Source organism: Acinetobacter sp. CE-15 (genome assembly GCF_051059255.1).
GTDB classification, from domain to species: domain Bacteria; phylum Pseudomonadota; class Gammaproteobacteria; order Pseudomonadales; family Moraxellaceae; genus Acinetobacter; species Acinetobacter guillouiae.
This window is the reverse complement of record NZ_CP192737.1, coordinates 1,800,441-1,818,509: the sequence shown is the minus strand read 5'-3', so window position 1 is coordinate 1,818,509 and position 18,069 is coordinate 1,800,441. Positions and strand designations below refer to the sequence as shown.

At 37.7% G+C, this 18,069-nt stretch carries 16 protein-coding genes; 11 read left to right on the top strand and 5 right to left on the bottom strand.

Annotation, left to right across the window (positions count from 1 at the left end; genetic code table 11):
* Positions 1-30: 30 nt before the first annotated feature.
* Positions 31-1,632, bottom strand: coding sequence for an RNA repair transcriptional activator RtcR (gene rtcR / locus ACQ7EO_RS08325; protein ID WP_239045373.1), 1,602 nt, complete (start codon positions 1,630-1,632; stop codon positions 31-33).
* A 273-nt stretch (positions 1,633-1,905) separates the two neighbouring features.
* Between rtcR and ACQ7EO_RS08320 the strand changes: the two genes are divergently transcribed.
* The 10 genes from ACQ7EO_RS08320 to ACQ7EO_RS08275 all read left to right on the top strand — a co-directional run bounded on the left by ACQ7EO_RS08320 (position 1,906) and on the right by ACQ7EO_RS08275 (position 12,404).
* Positions 1,906-2,883 carry a ribonuclease Z gene (locus ACQ7EO_RS08320; protein ID WP_434279377.1) on the top strand — a complete coding sequence of 326 codons (978 nt, stop codon included), beginning with the start codon at positions 1,906-1,908 and terminating at the stop codon, positions 2,881-2,883.
* 619 nt (positions 2,884-3,502) lie between these two features.
* Positions 3,503-5,134 (top strand): TROVE domain-containing protein, encoded by a 1,632-nt coding sequence (locus tag ACQ7EO_RS08315; RefSeq protein ID WP_434279376.1) that lies wholly within the window; start codon positions 3,503-3,505, stop codon positions 5,132-5,134.
* A 1,166-nt stretch (positions 5,135-6,300) separates the two neighbouring features.
* Positions 6,301-6,564 carry a hypothetical protein gene (locus tag ACQ7EO_RS08310; protein WP_434279375.1) on the top strand — a complete coding sequence of 88 codons (264 nt, stop codon included), beginning with the start codon at positions 6,301-6,303 and terminating at the stop codon, positions 6,562-6,564.
* A 97-nt stretch (positions 6,565-6,661) separates the two neighbouring features.
* Complete coding sequence (locus tag ACQ7EO_RS08305) at positions 6,662-7,147, top strand: hypothetical protein (protein ID WP_096734453.1); 486 nt, start codon at positions 6,662-6,664, stop codon at positions 7,145-7,147.
* 209 nt (positions 7,148-7,356) lie between these two features.
* Complete coding sequence (locus ACQ7EO_RS08300; RefSeq protein WP_434279607.1) at positions 7,357-8,622, top strand: RtcB family protein; 1,266 nt, start codon at positions 7,357-7,359, stop codon at positions 8,620-8,622.
* Positions 8,623-8,627: 5 nt separating this feature from the next.
* On the top strand, positions 8,628-9,536 hold the full coding sequence (locus ACQ7EO_RS08295) for a hypothetical protein (protein WP_434279374.1): 909 nt from the start codon (positions 8,628-8,630) through the stop codon (positions 9,534-9,536).
* A gap of 2 nt (positions 9,537-9,538) precedes the next feature.
* On the top strand, positions 9,539-10,000 hold the full coding sequence (locus ACQ7EO_RS08290; protein ID WP_004822548.1) for a DIP1984 family protein: 462 nt from the start codon (positions 9,539-9,541) through the stop codon (positions 9,998-10,000).
* 487 nt (positions 10,001-10,487) lie between these two features.
* On the top strand, positions 10,488-10,766 hold the full coding sequence (locus tag ACQ7EO_RS08285; protein WP_434279373.1) for a CPCC family cysteine-rich protein: 279 nt from the start codon (positions 10,488-10,490) through the stop codon (positions 10,764-10,766).
* On the top strand, positions 10,744-11,775 hold the full coding sequence (gene rtcA, locus ACQ7EO_RS08280; protein WP_434279372.1) for an RNA 3'-terminal phosphate cyclase: 1,032 nt from the start codon (positions 10,744-10,746) through the stop codon (positions 11,773-11,775). The genes ACQ7EO_RS08285 and rtcA overlap by 23 nt, the downstream gene beginning before the upstream one ends.
* A 185-nt stretch (positions 11,776-11,960) precedes the next feature.
* Positions 11,961-12,404, top strand: coding sequence for a DUF2147 domain-containing protein (locus ACQ7EO_RS08275; RefSeq protein WP_004822556.1), 444 nt, complete (start codon positions 11,961-11,963; stop codon positions 12,402-12,404).
* 86 nt (positions 12,405-12,490) lie between these two features.
* Here the strand turns inward: ACQ7EO_RS08275 and ACQ7EO_RS08270 are convergent, their stop codons facing one another.
* From ACQ7EO_RS08270 to pheA, 4 genes are all read right to left on the bottom strand, one after another.
* A complete protein-coding gene (locus tag ACQ7EO_RS08270; protein ID WP_434279371.1) occupies positions 12,491-13,075 on the bottom strand; it encodes a GAD-like domain-containing protein in 585 nt (194 codons plus the stop codon).
* Positions 13,076-13,096: 21 nt separating this feature from the next.
* The gene (locus ACQ7EO_RS08265; protein ID WP_004822559.1) at positions 13,097-13,477 is read right to left on the bottom strand and encodes a hypothetical protein; all 381 of its coding nucleotides are present in this window, start codon (positions 13,475-13,477) and stop codon (positions 13,097-13,099) included.
* Positions 13,478-13,595: 118 nt separating this feature from the next.
* Positions 13,596-15,842, bottom strand: a complete 2,247-nt coding sequence (locus tag ACQ7EO_RS08260) for a bifunctional prephenate dehydrogenase/3-phosphoshikimate 1-carboxyvinyltransferase (protein WP_434279370.1) — start codon at positions 15,840-15,842, stop codon at positions 13,596-13,598.
* Positions 15,843-15,874: 32 nt separating this feature from the next.
* Positions 15,875-16,981 (bottom strand): prephenate dehydratase, encoded by a 1,107-nt coding sequence (gene pheA / locus ACQ7EO_RS08255; protein WP_004719240.1) that lies wholly within the window; start codon positions 16,979-16,981, stop codon positions 15,875-15,877.
* A gap of 251 nt (positions 16,982-17,232) precedes the next feature.
* On the opposite strand from pheA, the gene ACQ7EO_RS08250 reads away from it, so the two are divergent.
* On the top strand, positions 17,233-17,751 hold the full coding sequence (locus ACQ7EO_RS08250) for a DJ-1/PfpI/YhbO family deglycase/protease (RefSeq protein ID WP_004719237.1): 519 nt from the start codon (positions 17,233-17,235) through the stop codon (positions 17,749-17,751).
* Positions 17,752-18,069: the final 318 nt, after the last annotated feature.

The window sequence follows — 18,069 nt, the reverse complement described above, 5'->3', positions numbered from 1 at the left end:
AGGATAAATAAGGTGAATGATTCACTTTATTTATCCGTTCACATCATCCCAACTCAGAGCAAATTTCGCCAAATACTTTTTCACGCGATCACTGTCGTTGGTGGTTTGTCTTTGCTCACGAGATACAGAAAATAAACGCCGGCCAGCATCGGCCATGGATTTCGATTTTTGGCAAACCTCAATCACCCCTTGCAATTGAATACGATCAAATTCATCAATCTGCGCCACTTGTTCAGCACTTAAAATTTTCATCAGTGACGATTGGGTTAACGCATCTTTATTTTCAGCAATATTCCAAATTTGTTGTAGTCGGCCAATCTCAGCATTTACTTCATGTAAACCAATACGCTCGCCATTGGCTAAAGTCGCCATACGTGTCACGCTTGCAGTTAAATCACGAAAATTCCCTTGCCAACTGGCATCTGCAGATTGCGCAAATTTTAAATATTTTTCTAAGGCATCGGTATGAAAACGTAACTGACGTTGATGTGCAACAGCAAAACGCTGTAATTCAAAGGTGATGTTCGGTTCAATATCTTCCACACGATCTTTTAAGCTCGGTAAAAAGAAGGTCCATGTATTTAAGCGAGCCCATAGATCTTCACGGAACCGCCCTGCACGAACTTCCTCACGTAAATCTCGATTGGTTCCAGCAATCAACTGAAAATCAGCCTGAACCTCTTTATCACTTCCTACAGGAAAGAATGACTTATCCTCCAAGGCCTTGAGCAACATGGCTTGCTCATCCAACCCTAGCTCGCCGATTTCATCGAGAAATAGAATGCCATTATCCGCACTTTTTAAATAACCAGTACGTGCTGCAATAGCGCCTGTAAATGCACCTTTACTATGACCAAATAATGTCGACATCGCACTATCACCAACCAGCGTTGCGCAGTTCACATCAATAAAGCGTCCTGAAAGATGAAATTTTTCCTTTTTCAATTGATAAATTTGCTTGGCTAAATGCGACTTACCGACCCCGGTTGCACCCATAATCAAAATTGGCGCACTTGAGCGTGTTGCAACCAGTTCTACTTCTTGAATCATTTGATTAAAGTTTTGGTTCTTCGTGGCAATATTGGCTTTTAACTGCTGCCAATTTTCAGACTGTTCATGTTCAAACCGCTGGGTTAATGCTGCATATCGAGATAAATCTAAATCTATAATCCGATATTCACCCTCAGGTTGTTGTTTACCTGTAGGTGCACTTTGAATGAGTTTGGCTGGTAAATAATGCGCATCAATTAATAAATACCAACATATTTGTGCAACATGCGTACCTGTAGTGATATGTAATAGATAATGATTGTTCTCAGTATCAAAAGAATATGATTTTACAAAGTCATATAATGCACCATACATATCCGAAAAATCCCAGGGATCTCGGATATTCACCTTATGGCCAGTAATCTGGGTTTGTGGTGAGATTTCTAAAGCATCTTGTCGCAAATGATCAATTAAGCTGACATTACGGCGATCATGTAACAAAACCAGCTCATCAACCACTAAATCTTCATGCATCAATAAACTCATGGTGGGACGCCAGCGTTGCCAGCGATCAAGTTTTTTCCCTTGATCTAAAGTAGAACCCACAAAACCAATCACGACTGTTTTTTTAAATTTTTGCATATTTCTATAAATCTATAAAATTTTATATATCTTGCTTAAAGCATAGTTTTATTTTGTCAAAAATCAAATACTGTTTATACCGTCATTTTTTAATATTTTAAAAATCTCAGTTTCTCTTTTGAATATAATGCGACTATACTATTGATGTACAAAGCTTTTACTCACTTCTCCCATCACCGTCTGATTCGACATTTTTTTGATGGAATCCACCCTGCTTTGTTGTAAAAACAATCATAGAAAACATTTTAAATATTCAATAGGTTTTAATTCCTCATGTTACAGTTTACATTCTTAGGGACATCCTCTGGTGTGCCCACATTAACACGCAATGTGTCAGGTTTAGCGATTCATTATTGCAAAAGCAAAGACTGGATATTGGTTGATGCAGGCGAAGGTACACAGCATCGTATTCAACAAGCAAAACTCTCTTTACAACATTTAAAAGCCATTTGCATTACGCATGTACACGGCGATCATTGTTATGGCTTGATGGGTTTACTGGCAAGTGCTGGTATGAATGCACGTAAAGATCCAATCACGCTGATTGCACCCAAAGAAATTCAGCAATGGTTAGAAGTAACCTGTCAATTCACTGAACTTTTCCTGCCTTATCCAATACATTTTATCGATGTAAATACATTGACGAGTCCATTGCAATTGGATGAGCATATTTCTATTGACGTTCATCACTTACACCACCGTGTGACAAGTTATGCTTATGGCTTTAAAGCGACACAAACTCAGCGCAAACTCAATACTGAGGTTTTAAATCAACTCAAAATTCCGAAAGGTAAACTCTGGGGCGATCTACAACAAGGTCAAAATATTGAGTGGAATGGACAGTCCATCTTAAGTCAAGATGTTCTTATTCAAAACGCTCAAAGTGTTTATGCTATTGTCGGTGGAGATAACGACCAGCCAGAATTACTATCCAACGCTTGTCAGGATGCGGCACTACTGATTCATGAAACCACCTATACCCAAGCTGTATTGGATAAAGTAGGCGCAAGCCCAATGCATAGTTCTGCAAAAATGGTCGCTGAGTTTGCCGAATCGATTCAGCTACCCAATTTAATTGCAACACATATCAGTGCCCGTTACCACGATGCACAAGGTGTGCAGACCATTGGTGATGAAATTGCCCAGTACTATCATGGCAATTTTTACATTGCTGATGATTTTGATCAGTATGAACTAAATATGCACGGCGAATTAACACAGCTTCGCTCTGGGAAACCCTGGGAAAAGTAATTTTCCCAACTTCAATTTAACGCTATGCAATATTGTCGAATCATAGATGATCGTTCTATCGTGTGGCGATATGGATATCGCCCATTGTGTGTAGGAATGCTGGGTACCAGGATCTATCCCTCGCCCAACATGAGCAAAACAAAGCACGGCTTTGTTTGCAGCGCAAGGTTTGGCATCCTCTTCGAAAAGCTATTTAAACTTTAAATGTAAGGTGTGGCAGTGCAAGCTTTTTATATTCAAATAGTTTATTCCGCCATGCAATTAATTTAATTAAAAATATGAATTAAAAAAAACATCTTTTTGTGTCTGAGTTTTTTAATAGGTTGACTGTACCCCAACTAACTTTGCTTTTAGCTGGATTTAGTGTCCTTTTTTATTTGCACAACATTAGGCTCATTGATTTTTTATTTTAAAAATAGAAATAAAGATAAAAACCTATAAATAAAGATATTTTATTTTATAACTTTTAAATTTAAAAACACATAACCGCTGAATTTTTAAAACTTTTAAACTCATAAAATCAGTCATTTAAAAATAAAAATTCATTCCAAAGCAAAACTTGGCACACTCTCTGCAATATCTATCTCAAGAAATTAAAAAATCACTTGAGGATGCTGTCATGGCGAACAAGACAATTTTTGCCTCTAAACAACAGGCAAAACCAAAAACCATTGAATACAACGAAGCTGGTGGTCGCGCATATAAATTAAAATCTCGTGCCGCATTAGCGCAGCTTGCTGCAACAGGTACACTGAATCAGACCTTTTATCAAAATGCACAAGTGCAACTTGATAATATTCTAAACCTAGCGCTTGAAGTAGAGCCTGAATTTGTGGCTAAAACTGCAATTTATGCTCGCCAAAAGGCACATATGAAAGATACACCAGTGGTGTTATTGGCTTTACTTTCTGAACTTGATGCAGAATTATTTAAGCAAGTTTTTCCTTTGATTATTGATAATGGAAAACAGTTGAGAAATTTTGTTCAAATCATGCGCTCTGGAATGATTGGTCGTAAATCATTAGGTTCATTACCGAAACGTATGGTCAATGAATGGATTCTTTCAGCATCGGATCAACAATTGATTGCGGCCAATATTGGAAACAGCCCTTCACTTGCCGATGTGTTAAAAATGACCCATCCAAAACCAAAGACAGTTCAACACGATGCTTTTTTTGCCTATGTCCTAGGAAAAGAATACCAACTTGTCCAACTTCCGACTCAAGTGCAAGCATTGGAAGAGTTTCGATTGGGAACAGCAACACAAGTACCTAAAGTGCCGTTGCAGCTTCTAACCAATTTAAATTTGAATACGCAACAATGGGCCGAAATTGCAAAAAATGGTTCTTGGCAAATGCTACGCATGAACTTAAATACCTTCTTACGCCATGATGTTTTTAAAATCAAAGGTATGACAAAAATCATTGCCGATAAATTGATGGATGAGCAAGCCATAGCCAAAAGTCGAGTATTTCCATATCAATTGATGATGGCTTGGTCAGCACTTGCAGAGGATATGCCACATGAAATTGCCAATGCGCTAAAGTTTGCTATGCAGCGCGCCATCGCCAATGTACCGAAACTTGAAGGAAATGTGGTGATTGCGATTGATGTTTCAGGTTCGATGTCGAGTTCTGTGACGGGTTATCGTCAGGGTGCAACCTCTCAGTTACGTTGCGTAGATGCTGCTGCATTATTTGCTAGTGCATTTAAATATGTAAATCCAAATATTCGTTTGATGCCGTTTGATACTGAAGTTCGTCAATTATCCAATTTCAGCAAAGTACAGGAATATTTAAAACGAAAAAATTTTGGAAAACAGCAAAAGTCAGAAATTGATATTTTTGCTTTGGCTAAAAAGTTTGCCAGCATGTGTGGTGGTGGAACTGATTGCTCTAAGCCTTTGGAACTGTTAGTGAAAGAAAATGCCAAAGTTGATATGGTAATTTACTTCTCTGATAATGAATCATGGGCAGATCAAGTTCCAAGATCACATCGAAAAACAGGGATGATGCATTATTGGAAACAGTTAAAACAGCATAACCCTGATGCAAAACTGGTGTGTGTTGATTTGCAACCCTATACCACCACACAAATGCCTGAACATAGCGATGTGATGAATATCGGTGGGTTTTCCGATACGGTATTTCAACTGATTGAAAGTTTTGCCAAAAATGAAATGCATGCAGATCATTGGGTAAACGAAATTGAAAAAATAGATATTACACAAACTCAGCTTTATGCAAGCTGAATGTATAAACAAATTTGATCGAGTCTCTTCAAGTGTTTACATTTAACAATGTCCACACTTGATAAGACTGGGTTAGATAAAAAGCACAAATGCCATAGGAACTACATTTCAAGATTATGCTGTTTCTATATTTAATTGTTGTGCTAAGTAAGAAATTGCCAAATGCAGATAGAACTACATTACTTTGAATAATTGATGTTTTATCGACACCTTTGTTGGCAAAATACATCGCATAAAATGCGTTAAGGACTACATCTTTAATGCGTAGGTCGGTGGTTCAAATCCACCCTTTTCACTCTTTTCCAAGTTTGAAAAGTAGCTCAGTTGGATAGAGCAACGAAACGTCTTTAACATTTTGTTTATGCAAAGCAGTAAAAGAATCAAATGCTTCAAGGACTACATCTTAAAATTGACGTCATCGGTGGTTCGAATCCACCCCATCATTGCGATGATGGTCGCCAAGTGGTAAGGCACGAATGTCTTTGAAAAACTTGTTGATTCACTTGTAGGGCAGTATATGAAAATATGCTGGGGTCATCAGTCCATCAAATACTCATAGGACTACATTAGAATTCACAGATCAGAGGTTAGATTCCTCTGCTGTATATATACAGTCGCTTAAAGCAAAAGCGGTGAATTGTTTGTCTTATAATCAAATTTGTTGATGGGCTTTGACCTATGTTTAAATGATCAAATGCCTGTTGGATTACATCGCGATCTCACGCACAGTATTTCGGGTACTGCACATATCCAACACCAACTTTTTTTGATCTTGTATATGCAATAATAAAAGTAGATCAAATGCTTTGAGGACTACATTACGCGTTTGTCGGTGCTTCGATACCACCCTGTATGACAAAATACAGTAGCTCAGTTGGTAGAGCCACGACTGTCTTCAGCCTTTTGTTGATGTACTCTCATTATAATAAATAGATTTACACGATAAGCAGTCACGAATATAAATTGGATTACATGGTAACGCCTTAGTGCAGGGGTTAGGCCCTTCTATCGTGTTCACTCACAAAATCGGATCTTAACGTTTGTGACTGTTTTTCTTTTTAAACTCATCATGTTTAAAAGCGATGCTTGTGAATCAACAAAAAATTTGCTAGCTTGGAGTCTTAACTCAAAACCAAAGACAGGTGTCAGTCTGTAAAACGCAAATCATGTCTATACAAGTTATTGTTGAAGATAACAATCTTGATCTTGCTTTAGAAAAACTAAGAGTCAAAAAGTACTATTTAGAAACCAACCAATGGTATAAGAAATGCCATAACTATCATGAAAAACCGCCAAGTAAACGTCGTAAAAAAAGCGAACTGAAACTTTTACATGGGCATAGTCAAATCCTAGAAGATGATCCTCTCGCACTGAGGTTAAAAATCCATATCGAAGAACATTATCAAGCTTTAGCAATAGATCCTACATAAATCTGTCACTAGTATTCAACTCAATAGTTTTAGCCCATTATCTAACTTTCAATATCCATGTACGACTAACGTGGATATTGAAATATAAAGTGAAAAAATGAAATTAAACAAAAGTGAAGTTCGTCATCTCGCAGGCTATTTAGAAGGTATTTCTGAAGCAGATGGGCAAATCAGAGAATTTTTAATCACTGCTGACTATATTCGATATGATGATGATTTAGATGTAAAAAACAATTTTTTTAAAAACTATCCACATTTTAAAAAATATAAGTTAATCACAGAACAAATTTCACTTAGGCAATTAGAAAGTCATATATTTCCTAATTTTTTATTGTGTAATACCATTTTACCGACACAAAAATTAGACGATAAAAAGAGCTTCCTCACATTCCGTATACTCGACTATATAGCACAATGTTATGGATATCAGTTTCCCAGCAACGCTATGTACTTTCTAAAACTTCATCTTCCAGATAGTGAAATAAATTATTATATAATCATTAGTGGCGAAAAAAATGCAATAAGCATACTTCTAAGAGGATATAAAAATATATATTTAAATATATTTACAGATATAAATTAAATATAAAACCTTTTGTTAAATATACACCCCAACACTTTACCACCACTATAAAATAATATTATTCAATAACTTACAAATAAAAATCTCAAACCCATAAAACTTGGCACACTCTCTGCAATATATAGAGCATACATCATGAGATGTATATAAATATCACCTGCCTGCAACCGCTTGGCAGGCAGGTTTTGAAAAGGATCAAAGCAATGTCTATGTTAGTCGCAGAAAAAATCGAAAAACAAACTTCCTTAGCACAGGAACGTACTTATAACGTAATTCAGGATGCTAAAGGTGTTCCTATAAAAATGTGGACCAAAGGTGTCCCTGTCGATGAGAAATCGAAAGACCAATTATTAAAGACAGCACAAATGCCATTTATTTATAAATGGATGGCAGTGATGCCAGATGTACATGTCGGAATCGGAGCAACGATTGGGAGTGTAATTCCAACCAAAGGCGCAATCATCCCTGCTGCGGTCGGTGTAGATATTGGCTGTGGAATGATGGCCGCACGTACTTCGCTAAGCGCATCAGATTTACCAGATAACTTATACGCACTGCGTACCGAACTTGAACGTTTAATTCCACATGGTATGACCAAAGGTCGTGGTCGTCGTGACCGAGGTTCATGGGAGACACCTACTGCACGTGTTGATCAGGCTTGGGCTGAGTTGGTGACTGATTTTGAATATATTTGCGCTAAGCATCCCCGTTTGAAAAATACCAACAACCATAAACAGTTGGGTACTTTGGGAACAGGAAACCATTTTGTTGAAGTCTGCTTAGATGAGCATCAACAAGTATGGATTATGTTGCACTCAGGTTCTCGTGGTGTTGGAAATGCGATTGGTAATCACTTTATTGAGCTTGCACGTAAAGATATGCAAAAGCATTTTATTAACCTGCCTGATAAAGATTTAGCTTATTTAGTGGAAGGGACTGAACACTTTGATGATTATTGGTTTGCAGTGGGTTGGGCACAACGATTTGCCATGAAAAACCGTGAGTTAATGATGGAAGCTGCGGTTCAAGCTTTACGAATCATCATCAACAAACCATTTAATGCCAAAGTAGAGGCTGTAAACTGCCACCATAATTATGTGGATAAAGAAGAACACTTTGGTCAGGAAGTACTGGTAACACGTAAAGGTGCTGTACGTGCCCGTTTGGGTGAGTATGGAATTATTCCGGGTTCAATGGGTGCCAAGTCTTTTATTGTCAAAGGTAAGGGAAATCAGGAGTCTTTCTGTTCATGTTCGCATGGGGCTGGTCGTGTACATAGCCGTACTGCAGCGAAAAAGTTGTTTACTGTGGAAGATCAGATTGAACAAACCAAAGGTGTAGAATGCCGTAAAGATGCAGCCGTGATTGATGAGATTCCATCTGCCTATAAACCTATTGAAGATGTGATGAAAGCGCAAAGCGATTTGGTGGAAGTGGTTTATACCTTAAGTCAGGTTGTTTGTGTAAAGGGATAAAAAATATGGAAAATGCAATTTCAAAAAAACTATTCCAAGACTATACAAATTTTCTCAATTTAGAGTTAAATAAGTATGGTTTAAAACTTAATGCTCAAAAAAAGACACCAACAGATATTGCCTTAGCTTATTTTAATTGGCAAAAAAAATTAATCTCATCGACTCCTAGAAAAGTCTATATTTCAAATGAGTTGCAATGTCCAACTCATTTGAAATCAGCTTTTGAAAATTTAATAGAGTCGTTAAAAAATGGAAAAGATGTTACTGGCTATCTAAGTAGGAATATTAATCACGTTTCACGACATGATTTTCTCCTCTACGACTGGGGTATTCATCATTTACATTTCTATGATTTCAATATCACTAAGAAAAGAAGTGGAGAACTTTTATATGTTTTTTTTAATCAAAATTCAGCTTATCTCTTGGATATTAAAAATCATGACTCTTTTGCAGATACAGATTTATTAGAAATTCTGGATTCAAACTGGTCACATATTACTGACCCACTTTGGATAAAAAATGCTATCGGCTTATCTCAGAAAGTTACTGATAAAGATAGGATAATCCTTAGAAAGGCAAACATTAATGTTCCAGTAGTTTTAAAAAATAGAAAATGTTTAATGTCAATGTTTCTTGGTGAAGGCATTACAAGCTCAGGAGATAGCTCTTATTCTTCAAACAAATTACTCGATATTCAAAGGGCTTTTGATGATATCGGAGAATATATTGAAAAAGTTATTACTCATAACATTGATATTGCTTTAGAACCTATTTTCAATAAACATTCTAAATTTTATTTAGCTCAATCTGATAATTTTGGTTGGTGTATATTTAATCCAAAAACTGATATTCATATAACTTTAGATGATTTACAAAACAAAATTCATCTTCATAAAAATATTGAGGTCTATTAACAATGAAACTTGCAGAAGCACTTTTATTACGAAGCGATCAACAAAAGAAACTCGCCTCATTAAAACAACGTATCAATGCGAACGTATTGGTACAAGATGGTGATGAGCCATCCGAGGATCCAAACGAGTTATTAAAGCAAGTATTTGCATTAACTCAAGAATCCCAAAAACTTGTTTATGCCATTCATCAAACCAATGCTTTGGCAAAATTAACAGATGGTCGTTCATTATTGGCTTTACTTACTCAACGTGATGAGCTTGTCGAGCGCCATAAAATTTTAACGTCTGCCATCAGCAACACACAACGTGAGCCTGACCGCTATAGTACACGTGAAATAAAATGGCATAAGGTCATTCCAGTATCATCATTGCAAAAACAATCCGATGATATCAGTGCCAAATTACGCGACTTGAATGTATTGATACAAGCCACCAATTGGCAAGTTGATTTACTTGACGTTTAAAGCCATCATTTAAAAGCTTTGATAGGGCCTACCCTATCAGACCTCGAAATATATTGGGCGAGTACAAGATCTAAGGCTGTATAGATTGAAATAAAAGTCAGCATCATTTTTGGGTAATGACAGCGAAGCGGATTTAGAGCGGAAACGCACCAATCAAATCCATCACCTTTCATCACTTAAACCTTTGTGAATCAGAGTAACTATTCACACTGCATTACCACGTACTGACAATATATTTCACCTTATCTCAAGTGATTCGTCATTTGAGAAAACCCGAACATACTGGGCGAGTGCAAGATCCCCCACCTCCACAACACAGGATTGAAAATAAGGTGTAGTGGCTTGATGAGCGAGCGGGTTAGCTTAAAACTTTAAGCACAAATCAACCCATCACTACGTACAAGGCAAACCTTTGTGAAAGCAAAGTTAAAATGCACTAAGCATCACCATGCACTGACAGTATGTTCACCCCTTTTAGGAATTTTTAATGAATTACCCTTGTTCTTGTTGTCATCATTACACTAGAGATCAACCTTCAGGTAATTTTGACTTTGAGATTTGTCCAGTTTGTTTTTGGGAAGATGATCCTGTACAAAATATTCATCCAAATTCAAAAAGTGGTGCAAATGCAATCTCATTAGCAGAGGCACAAGATAATTATCAACAATATACTGTAAGTGAATTACGGTTTTTAAAACATGTTCGAAAACCGAATGATTTAGAAAGAAATGATGAAAAACAAAATGAACACATTAGTAAAAAATAAAACTATCCAAATTGATGGCTCACAAGGCGAAGGTGGAGGGCAAATTTTAAGAACTGCCCTTTCATTGTCTATGTTAACGGGTATTCCATTTGAGCTTGTGAATATTCGTGCAGGGCGTAAAAAGCCGGGCTTAATGCGACAGCATTTAGTCTGTGTACAAGCATCACAACGCATCAGTAATGCCATTGTGGAAGGCGCTGAACTACATTCACAAAAATTATATTTCCAACCCCAACAAGTTCAGGCGGGTAAATATGATTTTCATATTGGTTCAGCGGGTAGCACAATATTGGTTTTACAAACACTACTGCCTGCACTGATGATGCAAAATGAAATCAGTCACATCAGTATCCACGGCGGAACACATAATCCAATGGCACCGACTGCAGATTTCATAGAGTCTTGCTTTCTACCAGCTCTTCATAAACTTGGAATAAAAATCGACTTTGAATGCGAACGTGCTGGTTTCTTTCCAATTGGTGCGGGTCAAATCAATATTACAACTTATCCGTGGATAGATAAGCTTGAATATTCAGTATTAGATAAAGGCAAATTACTGGAAATACATGGCTATGCCGCTGCTTTAAATATTCAACAGAATATTGCGGATCGTGAACTGGAAGTATTGCATAACAAATTGAGCTTAAGCCAACGTAATAGACTAAATTTTCAAGGGATTAGTCAAGGGAATACGGCTTTTGTGGTGTTAAATTACCAACACCACCAACAAGTATTTTCTGCGTTAGGTGAAATGAAGAAAAGTGCAGAAAAAGTAGCGCATGATTTAGCCAAAGAAGTTAAATCCTTTTTAGCTTGTGATGCTGTGGCTGACGAATATCTAGCAGACCAACTTTTATTGCCTTTAGCTTTAGGTAAAGGCGGTGCATTTACTGCTCAAGTTGTCAGTGAACACACTACGACACAAGCTGAAATGATTCAAAAATTCTTAGATTGTGAAATTCACTTTGAAGCAATCAATGATATTTTTAAGGTGAGTGTCATCACATAAGCTTCAGCTATGCTAAATCCAGTTTACAAGCTCATCAATTGCTTATCTTTATGTGCCAATTCATTTTAAATTTCATATTTATTGGCACATTATGTAAATAAATGACCCAACTATTCATTATATAATCAATGCCTTAAATAAGTATGATTTTAAAGTAGAAAATACCCACTTAAGGAATAAGGGAAATGATGAGAGTTTTATTGGGGACAGCATGTATCGCATTTTTAACATCGACAGCTTTTGCAGAAGATATCGTGGGAACTTGGCGTTATATCGATGACAAAACTGGTGAAGCAAAGGGACTGGTTAAAATTGAAAAACAAAGTAACGGTACCTATGCGGGTACAGCATTAAAAGCAACACCACGCCCAGGCTACACCCCAAAAGAATTTTGCACCAATTGCCCTGCACCTTATACCAACAAGCCAATTATTGGCTTACAGGTAATCTCTGGGCTAAAGACAGATGATCATGTGAGTTATACTGATGGGAAAATTATTGACCCAGTTTCAGGTAAAATCTATCGCTTAAAAGGTAAAGTCAGCCCAAATGGCAAGAAACTATTTCTTCGTGGATATTTCGGTATTTCAGCAGTAGGTCGTAGCCAAACATGGTTACGTGTCGAGTAATAGCATAATTTAATTCATAATAGAAATGACAGTTTTATCTCAAGCAAACTGTCATTTCTAAACCTCTATTTTGAATGATTTTTAAATCAGTTATTCACAGCAAGTTGATATAAAAAATCTAAATGTGTGGCTGCATCACCCTTATCTAAATTGAGATCACTGGCACGCCCACCCAATCTCAGTGCAGGAAGATAACAATACATTTGATTATCAGTTAATTTACCATATTGAGTTTGTGCCTTTGCTAAAGCTGATTTTTCTAAAAATTGCTCAATGATCTCACCATCACAAATCCAGTCATTAAAAAAATCTGTTAATGACCAAGCTGTTACCCCAATATCCGAGTTGTGCGGGTCGATAAAGGATACATCCTCATCGCCATCATCGCTTAATAAACGATAATAAAACACTAAACCAAACGCTGAAATAGCAATGGGTAACCGAGTCATATCAGGTTGATCTTTCATTAACCATGACCAAAGCACATCTTGATAAAGCTCAGGGTTAATGATCTGTAGCAAACCGTTACCATAAAAGCCAAAACCATGATTTTGCCAAAGCTCTAAGAGCGCTTCAGGTAAATACGCTTGATATTTTTTTACAGTTTCAGGGCTTACTGTGTTTCCCGCCTGATCTACTGAAAATTTATCGATAAATGTTTGTAATTGCATAAGTATCTTCTCTAGCCCTGCTTATACTTTCCATTCAAATCCACTAAACGCATCATCTTCTTTTAATGTATTTTCTACAGCATTTGCCAATTGCTTAATCATGCTCTGGGTTGCAATCTTCTTAAACCATGCTTGCTCTTCATCAGCATGGGCTGAAATTTCACAAGTTAATAATCCTTGATCATTTAAATGACAATTAACCCCCAAACCAATTGGATGATTTTCTACGCTGACAGCAAGGTCTTCATCGGAGTGTGTTGTTTCCGCTTTAAAGCCATATTGAGACAGTTGTTTTAACAACAAGGTCGTCACGTATTCCTGAGTGACATAACATACATTTTCACCATGGTTGTGACTGTTAATATGATTCTCACAGTTTGCTGTAAATTGTAATGTTCTCATTGCTTCATCCAAAAGGCTTTATAGTTGTATGGTTTTAGAATAAGCAATATAAACAAAACAGCCAAGCATTTGCTTGGCTGTTTTTAATTAATTATACAAATATTAGACAAGGACTGATTTATTCGGTGACTTGAATCTGAAGCCCCGCCTGATTAGTGAGTTCAGTAAATGTTGGGAAACTTGTTGCTACAGTTTCAGTACCGATAATCTTTATCTCGCCTGAGTTCCGTAAACCCGCCATCGAAAAACTCATTGCAATACGGTGGTCATGGTGCGATTCAATTTCACCGCCAGAGAAAATTGCAGACCAGTCGCCCGATTTACCTTTTCCTTCAATGATGATGCCATCATCAGTTGGCGTACAATCAATCCCCATGGTTTTTAAACCATCTGCCATCACTTGGATACGATCAGACTCTTTAACCCGTAATTCAGCAGCACCTGTCAACACCGTTTTCCCTTCAGCACATGCCGCAGCAATAAACAAAGATGGAAACTCATCAATTGCCAACGGTACTTGATCTTCAGGCATATGAATGCCTTTCAATGTACGGGTACCACGGATACGTATATCAGCAATCGGCTCACCGCCTGCAATTCTTTCATTTTCAACAGTTAAGTCTGCACCCATTTGCTTCAGGATTTCGATTACGCCTGTACGAGTTGGATTAATCCCAACAGCTTCAAGGGTAATATCTGAACCTTCAGTAATGGCAGCACCCACCATAAAGAATGCAGCAGAAGAAATATCAGAAGGCACTTGAATCTCTGTCCCAACTAACTTGCCACCACCGTGTAATGAAATACGATTACCTTCCGTTTTTACAGCATAACCAAAAGCACGTAACATACGCTCAGTATGGTCACGGGTTGGTTCAGGTTCAGTCACAGATGTTTCACCCTCTGCCCATAAACCTGCCAATAAAATTCCAGATTTGACTTGCGCAGATGCCATTGGCAAATCGTAATGAATACCTTTAAGTGCTTGAGCGCCAGTAATAGAAACAGGCGGAGTACCACGTTCACCCGTGGTTTGAATTTGCGCACCCATTTCACGTAAAGGTTTTGCAATACGCTCCATTGGACGCTTAGACAAAGACGCATCACCCGTCATCACAGAGTCAAACTGTTGTGCTGAAAGCATGCCTGAAAGCAAACGCATCGACGTACCAGAATTACCCATGTACAGTGCCGTTTTGGGCGCTTTTAAACCATGAATACCCACACCATGAATGGTCACTTCACCATTTTTAGGGCCTTCAATACTGACACCCATATCGCGAAATGCTTGAAGTGTTGCTAAAGCATCTTCACCTTCAAGGAAACCTGTAACGTGGGTTGTACCTTCAGCGATTGCACCAAACATGATGGAACGATGTGACACTGACTTGTCACCCGGCACGGTAAATTTACCTTTAAATGTCTTCTCACCTGGCAAAATGGTAAATTGTTGTGTCACCTTATTTTTCTCCATCAAAGGTTTATTGGCGAGCATATGATTGAAATGCTGTCGTGCCGCTTGTGCATGTCCTAGCAATCCCATCAGGGCTTGTGAATTCTCATCTTCAATCAGTTGACGTAATGTCGCAAGTTGCGTTTCAAAACCATCAACTGCTTTCAATATGGCTGTTTTATTGGCAAAAAATATATCATGCCACATCTGCGGATCACTGGCAGCAATACGTGAAAAGTCACGAAAACCTCCAGCGGCATAACGGAAAATATCTAAGTTATCTTCACGATTTGCAAGCTGTTCGACCAGATTAAATGCCATCAGATGCGGTAAATGACTGGTATGTGCCAACACTTCATCATGTTTGTCCACATCCATACAAATGACTTCAGCTTTTGCAGCCTGCCAAAGCTGAATCAGTTTTTCAACTGCCCAATCAGCACTGCTCGGCAACGGCGTTAGAATCACTTTATGATTCACAAACAAGTCAACTTTACCTGCATGAACACCAGTATGTTCTGCACCAGCAATTGGATGACCAGGTACAAAACCTACAGGAAGATTTTCACCATATACAGCATGTGCTGCAGCCACCACATTCCCTTTGGTACTTCCGACATCAGTAATAATGGCATTTTCAGAAACATAAGCTTGAATCGTTTCAAGCACTTTCTGTGTCGCGCGAACGGGTAAAGCCAGAACGATTAAATCTGCATCTTTTACAGCTTCTACAGGATCACTAAAACCCGCAGAAATAATTCCTAAAGCTTTTGCATCTTCCAGCGTTTTTTTTGAGCGGGTTGACGCAACAACATTTTCAGCAAGATGTTCGGCTGCAATCACACGGGCTAGACTTGAACCAATCAGTCCAAGTCCAATAAAAGCAACTTTTTTAAATAAAGGTTGTGACATAACGATTTTGAACCACCTATTTCACAACGACATCAAAGCACAGCAATCGGATATGAACCCAATACACGTACTTCTTTAACCAGTGGGCGAATATCTTCAATCGCCGCTTTAACATTGTCCTGTTCCACATGACCTTCAAGATCAATGAAGAATACATACGCCCATTTTTCAGGTAATGCTGGACGGGTTTCAATACTGGTCAAACTAATGTTGTGTTTTGCAAATGGTGCAAGAATTTCCAATAAAGCCCCTGCACGGTCATGTGCTGAAATCAGTAATGAGGTTTTATCATTGCCACTTTGTGGTACTTTTTCACGACCAATGACCAAGAATCGTGTCGTATTTTCAGGGTTATCTTCAATATTGCCGTGGAGAACTTCTAAGTCGTAGATACTTGCAGCCACATCAGATGCAATTGCTGCTGAATGCCATTCATTGCGAATACGGCGTGCAGCCTCTGCATTTGAGCTTAAAGCTACACGTTCTACACCCGGATAATGTGCATCCAGCCACTTACGACATTGCGCAAGTGTTTGTTGATGTGCATAAATTTGTTTAATACTGTCTTTACGAGTATTTGAAGAAATCAGGAATTGGTGATGAATACGCAATTCAACTTCACCAATCACATTTAAATGCGATGCTTTAAAACAGTCTAAAGTATGGTTGACCACACCTTCAGATGAGTTCTCAACTGGAACTAAACCATAATGTGCACTGCCCGCTTCAACCTCACGGAACACTTCATCGATCGTTGGTAGTGGACGAACCACAGCATCCTGACCAAAATGTTTTAATACAGCAGAATGAGTATAAGTGCCGACTGGACCTAAAAATGCAATACTTTGTGGTGCTTCAAGTGCCAAACATGCAGACATAATTTCACGGAATAAACGTGCCATAGTTTGATCTGACAATGGCCCTTCATTGCGCTCCATAACTTGACGTAAAACCTGTGCTTCACGTTCAGGACGATAAAATAACGGATTCTCTTCTGCTGCAAATTTTGCTTTAGCAACTGATTCCGCCAGTTTTGCACGGCGATTGATAAGTTGTTGGATTTGCTGATCTACAGAGTCAATATCTTCACGGATTTGAGCAAGATCTAGAGAAGTCGTTTTTTGATCATCGTTGATCATTGTTATGTCGCCCTTTAAAGTCGAGAATTACGAGAAGTCTATGTTTTAGACCACTGATAGTATAACAATAGTTCAGTTTAATTTGTTGGGCAATAGTGCATTTTTCAATGTTTCACTTTCAACTTATATATTGAATAAAATGTCATCACTTTATAACTTTTCTGACTACAAAATGAATTACAAAGCAGCTATAGAATTTTAAGCATTGCGCTCTATGATAAAAAGCATAAGCGCATTTCGAGTCATAGAATATGAATAAAAAAATCGCTGTTCTCATTACCCATGATTTCGAAGATGCGGAATATCATCATCCCGTTGAAGCTTTTCGAGCTGCAAGCCATTCTGTGCGCAATATTGAAAAGTCTGCTGGGAATATTGTGTATAGCAAACAAAGAAAATCTTCGGTCAGTATAGATTTAGGCATTGATGAAATCTCTGTTCGGGATTTTGATGCGCTGATGATTCCGGGTGGATATTCCCCTTATCATCTTAAAGAAGATGAACGATTTATTGATTTTTTACGTAATTTTGCCAATGCGCAAAAACCTATTTTTTTATGTTGTTACAGTAGCCATTTGCTTATCGATGCACAAATTGCCATTGGACGGCGCTTAACCTCAATTGAAGATATCCTCAAAGAACTTAAAGACGCTGGCGCTGTGGTTTTTGATCGCGAAGTGGTAAACGACAACAATTTATATATTTCTTCACGTTCAACTTTTGAGTTACCTATCTTTATCAATGAATGTTTAAATGTATTAAGTGCTTAGTTTATTAGTTTTAACCTTATTTATGAGATTTTGTATCTCTTTTATAAGTCAAAATAATCATATTGCATGAATCATATGGGTATTGAAAGCCCATTCCCCATTTGGGAAAAGGCTAGGATGACGGAGCTTTTATGTTAATCTATGCTTTAAAAAGGATTTACGACTGAAGCTTAATATAAAAATTTAAAAGCTCATCCAAAAAGCGAAATCATTAATTCACGCATCATTGCCTGTACCAATGGGTCTAAACGTTTAAGCTAAAATCACGTTGTAAGGGCTTTACAGCGATATGAGTTGACTTATTCAATACAGCCTCAC

Excerpts from the sequence above, each read along its gene's own strand:
- rtcR (WP_239045373.1), bottom strand. The coding sequence starts at position 1,632 with ATGCAAAAATTTAAAAAAACAGTCGTGATTGGTTTTGTGGGTTCTACT.
- ACQ7EO_RS08320 (WP_434279377.1), top strand. The coding sequence starts at position 1,906 with ATGTTACAGTTTACATTCTTAGGGACATCCTCTGGTGTGCCCACATTA.
- ACQ7EO_RS08315 (WP_434279376.1), top strand. The coding sequence starts at position 3,503 with ATGGCGAACAAGACAATTTTTGCCTCTAAACAACAGGCAAAACCAAAA.
- ACQ7EO_RS08310 (WP_434279375.1), top strand. The coding sequence starts at position 6,301 with ATGTCTATACAAGTTATTGTTGAAGATAACAATCTTGATCTTGCTTTA.
- ACQ7EO_RS08305 (WP_096734453.1), top strand. The coding sequence starts at position 6,662 with ATGAAATTAAACAAAAGTGAAGTTCGTCATCTCGCAGGCTATTTAGAA.
- ACQ7EO_RS08300 (WP_434279607.1), top strand. The coding sequence starts at position 7,357 with ATGTTAGTCGCAGAAAAAATCGAAAAACAAACTTCCTTAGCACAGGAA.
- ACQ7EO_RS08295 (WP_434279374.1), top strand. The coding sequence starts at position 8,628 with ATGGAAAATGCAATTTCAAAAAAACTATTCCAAGACTATACAAATTTT.
- ACQ7EO_RS08290 (WP_004822548.1), top strand. The coding sequence starts at position 9,539 with ATGAAACTTGCAGAAGCACTTTTATTACGAAGCGATCAACAAAAGAAA.
- ACQ7EO_RS08285 (WP_434279373.1), top strand. The coding sequence starts at position 10,488 with ATGAATTACCCTTGTTCTTGTTGTCATCATTACACTAGAGATCAACCT.
- rtcA (WP_434279372.1), top strand. The coding sequence starts at position 10,744 with ATGAACACATTAGTAAAAAATAAAACTATCCAAATTGATGGCTCACAA.
- ACQ7EO_RS08275 (WP_004822556.1), top strand. The coding sequence starts at position 11,961 with ATGATGAGAGTTTTATTGGGGACAGCATGTATCGCATTTTTAACATCG.
- ACQ7EO_RS08270 (WP_434279371.1), bottom strand. The coding sequence starts at position 13,075 with ATGCAATTACAAACATTTATCGATAAATTTTCAGTAGATCAGGCGGGA.
- ACQ7EO_RS08265 (WP_004822559.1), bottom strand. The coding sequence starts at position 13,477 with ATGAGAACATTACAATTTACAGCAAACTGTGAGAATCATATTAACAGT.
- ACQ7EO_RS08260 (WP_434279370.1), bottom strand. The coding sequence starts at position 15,842 with ATGTCACAACCTTTATTTAAAAAAGTTGCTTTTATTGGACTTGGACTG.
- pheA (WP_004719240.1), bottom strand. The coding sequence starts at position 16,981 with ATGATCAACGATGATCAAAAAACGACTTCTCTAGATCTTGCTCAAATC.
- ACQ7EO_RS08250 (WP_004719237.1), top strand. The coding sequence starts at position 17,233 with ATGAATAAAAAAATCGCTGTTCTCATTACCCATGATTTCGAAGATGCG.